This window comes from Janthinobacterium sp. CG_23.3 (assembly GCF_046115965.1).
Lineage (GTDB): Bacteria > Pseudomonadota > Gammaproteobacteria > Burkholderiales > Burkholderiaceae_D > Janthinobacterium.
Genome location: NZ_JBJXIB010000223.1, coordinates 1 through 3,947, shown reverse-complemented (window position 1 = coordinate 3,947; position 3,947 = coordinate 1). Strand labels below are relative to the sequence as shown.

The following is a 3,947-nucleotide window of genomic DNA, read 5'->3' as shown; positions in this document are numbered from 1 at the left end:
GCGGGGCGGTTTTGGTGGCATGCACGCATGATGCGTTATCCACGATTCGTTTACAACAACTTTCTACGCTGTACGCTCAGGCTGAATAGTCACGGCGCCGATTTCGTCGTGACCGGCGACGTCACCGAATTCGGCCGCAAAGAAGTCGGCGACCACCAGCTGTTCGGCATTCTCGGGCGCGGCAAAACCCAGGTCGCCTATGCCAAAGTGACGCTGAATATCGTCAACATCAACACCTCCGAAGTGGTGTATTCCAGCCAGGGCGCCGGCGAGTACAGCCTGTCGAACCGCGAAATTATCGGTTTTGGCGGCACCGCCAGCTACGACGCCACCCTGAACGGCAAGGTATTGGATTTGGCCGTGCGCGAAGCCGTCACCCGCCTGGTCGAGGGTATGCAAGCGGGCGCCTGGGCGTCGAAATAAACCACCATGATGATAAATATGCATACATTAATAACAAAACCGGCCGCCATCGCGCTGGTCGTCGCCATGGGCGCGGTATTGACGGGGTGCCATACTGCGCCGAAGACCTTGTATCAATGGGATGGCTATCAGCCCCAGGTGTATCAGCATTTCAAAGGTGAAAGCCCGGACCAGCAGATCGCGGTGTTGGAAAAAAACCTGCTGCTGATCGATTCGAATGGAAACATGGCGCCGCCCGGCTACCACGCCCATCTGGGCATGCTGTACGCGATGACGGGTAAGGACGCGCTGGTCGCGCCGCAATTCGAGGCAGAGAAAAAGCTGTTCCCGGAGTCGGCCGCCTACATGGATTTTTTACTCAAGAAAAACAAGAAAAGCGAGAAATAGGATGTTGAAAAGATGCTTGAAATTGGCGGCTGGCGTGTTGCCCGCCCTGCTGGTGGTTGGTTGCGCCACCAAACCGGCGCCGTACGACTATACCGCGTTCAAAGCGAGCAAACCGCGCTCGATCGTGGTGCTGCCGCCGTTGAATAACTCGCCCGATATCAAGGCGACCTACAGCGTGCTGTCGCAGGTCAGCTATCCGCTGGCCGAAGCCGGTTATTACGTGTTGCCGGTGGCGCTGGTGGATGAAACCTTCAAGCAGAACGGCCTGAGCAGCAGCGCGGATATCCACGCTGTCGAACCCAAGAAAATCCAGGAGATCTTCGGCGCCGACGCGGCCCTGTACGTGACGATCAGCAACTACGGCACCAGCTACGCGGTGATCACCAGCGTCGCGGCGGTCACGGCCAACGCCCGGCTGGTGGACCTGAAAACCGGCGCCGTGCTGTGGACTGGCGTGGCGACGGCGTCCGACAACGAGGGCGGCAACAACAGCGGCGGCGGGCTGATCGGCATCCTGATCACGGCGGCCGTCAAGCAGATCATCAACACGGCGACGGATGCGGCCCACCCGATCGCCGGGGTGGCCAGCGCGCGCTTGTTGTCTGGCGGCTTGAACAACGGTCTGTTGTACGGCCCCCGTTCGGTCAACTACGACAAGAACTAACCGTGGCGCGGCCACCCCCCCCCCCCCCCCCCGCTGTCGGGGAGCGGCCGCGCAGGCGTGGGACGACTGCCCGGCCGGTGCAGTTCGCAAGCAACGGTCCCCCGGCGGCGCTGCCGGCCGGGGCCGTTTTATCGTTGGCCCGGCGCTTCAAGCGTATTCGAGCACGTCGGCGAGCGCCTTGCGCGGCTTTTGCGGCCAGTTGCCCGGCGCCGCGTAGCCGACCGTCACCAGCATCACCGGCACGTCGCCGGCGGCCAGGTTGAACTCGCGTTCCACGCCGGCCGGATCGAAACCGCTCATCGCGCTGCTCACCAGGCCCATGCCCTCGGCCGCCAGCATCAACGTCATCGCCGCCAGCGAGGCCGAGCGCACCGCCTCGTCGCGTTGCAATTGCGGCTGGCTGGGATGCGAACCCTTGGCCAGCGCCACCCACGAATCGGACATCGCCTGCGGCATGATGCCGGCCTCGACCGCCGGCCGCAGCGCCTGGGCCAGCCCCTCGTGCGCCGCCAGCGTGCCGCAGATGATGAAGGTGACGGCCGCGTCGAGCACCTTCTGCTGCTTGTACGCCACCGCTTTCAGGCGCGCCTTCGCCTCGGGCGAGCGCACCGCGATGAACTTCCAGTTCTGGAAATTGTAGGCCGTCGGCGCCAGCGTCGCCAGGCGGACCAGCTCGGCGATCTCGGTTTCGGCCAACTGGCGGCTGCTGTCGAAGTGGTTGGCCGAAATGCGCGATTCGATCAGGGACTGGATGGTGCTATGCATGGCGTACTCCTAGTTAAGTGATTGCTTGAATATAAAAATGTTAATAACGATAATATAAACCAAGGGCGCAGACCCGGGGTCAAACCCTCGGGGTCGAAGTATGGCTGATGGCCTTTGCTGGGTTTGCGGCGCCGCCGGTCGTTGCGGCCGGGCGCGCCGCCCACTGCACCGCGAGAATGCTGCCAAGCACGGTGAGCAGGCCCGCCAGCGACCAGCCCGTCATGGCCTGGCCCAGCAGCGCCCAGCCGAGCAACACCGCCATCAGCGGGCTGAGTAGCCCAAGCGACGACACCGCCACCGGCGACAGGCGGGCGATGCCGCGGAACCACAACACATACGTCAACAGCGTGCCGACGATGCCGAGGTAGGCGTAGCCGAGCAGGTTGGCCGGCGTCAGCGCCGGCAGCGGCGGGTCGACCGCCAAGGCGACGGGCGCCAGCATCAAGCCGCCCGCCAGCAGTTGCCAGCCGGTGAAGGCGAGCACCGGCACGTCGGACTGCCAGCGCCGCGCCAGGAAGGTGCCGGCCGCCATGCAGGCGGCGCCGGCCAGCGCCGCGGCGATGCCCAGCGGGTCCCACGCGGCGCCGGGGGACAGCAGCAGCGCGGCCATGCCGCCCACGCCCAGCACGCCGGCGACTATGGCCAGCGCGGCCGGCCGGCGCCGGTCCAGCGCCCACGCCAAACCCATCACCAGCAGCGGCTGGATGGCGCCCATGACGGCGGCCAGCCCGCCCGGCAGCCGGTACGCGGCGACGAACAGCAGCGCCTGGAAGAAGCCGATGTTGAGCGCCGACAGCGCGGCCAGGCGGCCCCACAGGCGCCGCTCGGGCAGGCGCCGCACCAGCAGCGTCAGCAAGACGCCGGCGGGCAGGCAGCGCAGCAGGGCGGCGGTGAACGGCCGGTCCGGCGGCAGCAATTCGGTGGTGACGATATAGGTGCTGCCCCAGATGGCCGGCGCCAGCGCCGTCAGCAGGGTGTCGACGACGACTTTGGGGGAGGGTGTGGCGCGCATAATTTACCTTCAATTCAAGATAAATAAAGTCTAGCATATAATCTTCACTTCAAGATAAAAAGGTGGACACATGACGACACAGCGGCAGTTGGATGCGGTGGATGCGATTTTGGCGCAGTGGCACCGCGAGCGCCCGGACCTGGACGTCATGCCGATGGGGCTGGTGGGGCGCATCAAGCGCTGCGCGGTGCTGCTGGAGCGCCGGCTGGGCCAGACCTTCGCCTTGTTCGACCTGAACAATTGGGAATTCGACGTGCTGGCGACCTTGCGGCGTTCCGGCGCGCCCTACCGGCTGGCGCCGACGGCGCTGTTCTCGACCTTGATGATCACCTCGGGGACGATGACGCACCGGCTGAAGGGGCTGGAAAGCCGCGGCCTGGTCGAGCGCCTGGCCAATTGCGAGGACGCCCGCAGCGTGCTGGTGCAACTGACGCCGGCCGGGCTGGCGTTGATCGAGCGCGCGGTGACGGCGCACGTGGCCAACGAGCACCGGATTCTGGCGTCGATCAAGCCGGCCGACATGGCGCTGCTGGACGATCGCCTGTCGCGCCTGCTGACCGAGCTGGAGACGGCCGCCGACCCGCTCGGTTAGCGCGATTTGCGTAGATACTATGAATGAAGGCGGGTCGGCAAAAGACGCAAATTAATCCTAAAGTGAAGGTTCGAAGAATCAATTTAGGAGAAAATCATGCAACC

General features: G+C 64.8%; 6 protein-coding genes. 4 read left to right on the top strand and 2 right to left on the bottom strand.

All coding sequences use genetic code 11. From position 1 onward, the window contains the following. The 3 genes from ACFDR9_RS27145 to ACFDR9_RS27135 all read left to right on the top strand — a co-directional run. A partial coding sequence (locus ACFDR9_RS27145; protein WP_409033001.1) for a CsgG/HfaB family protein occupies nt 1-423 on the top strand: 423 nt, incomplete at its 5' end. Nucleotides 424-441: 18 nt separating this feature from the next. Next, complete coding sequence (locus ACFDR9_RS27140; RefSeq protein WP_051068394.1) at nt 442-810, top strand: DUF4810 domain-containing protein; 369 nt, start codon at nt 442-444, stop codon at nt 808-810. Nucleotide 811: 1 nt separating this feature from the next. Then, nucleotides 812-1,474, top strand: coding sequence for a DUF799 domain-containing protein (locus tag ACFDR9_RS27135; protein ID WP_409033000.1), 663 nt, complete (start codon nt 812-814; stop codon nt 1,472-1,474). Between the two features lie 147 nt (nt 1,475-1,621). Here the strand turns inward: ACFDR9_RS27135 and ACFDR9_RS27130 are convergent, their stop codons facing one another. Continuing rightward, the gene (locus ACFDR9_RS27130) at nt 1,622-2,239 is read right to left on the bottom strand and encodes a nitroreductase family protein (protein ID WP_409032999.1); all 618 of its coding nucleotides are present in this window, start codon (nt 2,237-2,239) and stop codon (nt 1,622-1,624) included. Nucleotides 2,240-2,318: 79 nt separating this feature from the next. After that, the gene (locus ACFDR9_RS27125) at nt 2,319-3,251 is read right to left on the bottom strand and encodes an EamA family transporter (protein WP_409032998.1); all 933 of its coding nucleotides are present in this window, start codon (nt 3,249-3,251) and stop codon (nt 2,319-2,321) included. Nucleotides 3,252-3,321: 70 nt separating this feature from the next. On the opposite strand from ACFDR9_RS27125, the gene ACFDR9_RS27120 reads away from it, so the two are divergent. After that, nucleotides 3,322-3,843 (top strand): MarR family winged helix-turn-helix transcriptional regulator, encoded by a 522-nt coding sequence (locus ACFDR9_RS27120; RefSeq protein WP_035787819.1) that lies wholly within the window; start codon nt 3,322-3,324, stop codon nt 3,841-3,843. Nucleotides 3,844-3,947: the final 104 nt, after the last annotated feature.

Excerpts from the sequence above, each read along its gene's own strand:
- ACFDR9_RS27120 (WP_035787819.1), top strand. The coding sequence starts at position 3,322 with ATGACGACACAGCGGCAGTTGGATGCGGTGGATGCGATTTTGGCGCAG.
- ACFDR9_RS27135 (WP_409033000.1), top strand. The coding sequence starts at position 812 with ATGTTGAAAAGATGCTTGAAATTGGCGGCTGGCGTGTTGCCCGCCCTG.
- ACFDR9_RS27125 (WP_409032998.1), bottom strand. The coding sequence starts at position 3,251 with ATGCGCGCCACACCCTCCCCCAAAGTCGTCGTCGACACCCTGCTGACG.
- ACFDR9_RS27130 (WP_409032999.1), bottom strand. The coding sequence starts at position 2,239 with ATGCATAGCACCATCCAGTCCCTGATCGAATCGCGCATTTCGGCCAAC.
- ACFDR9_RS27140 (WP_051068394.1), top strand. The coding sequence starts at position 442 with ATGCATACATTAATAACAAAACCGGCCGCCATCGCGCTGGTCGTCGCC.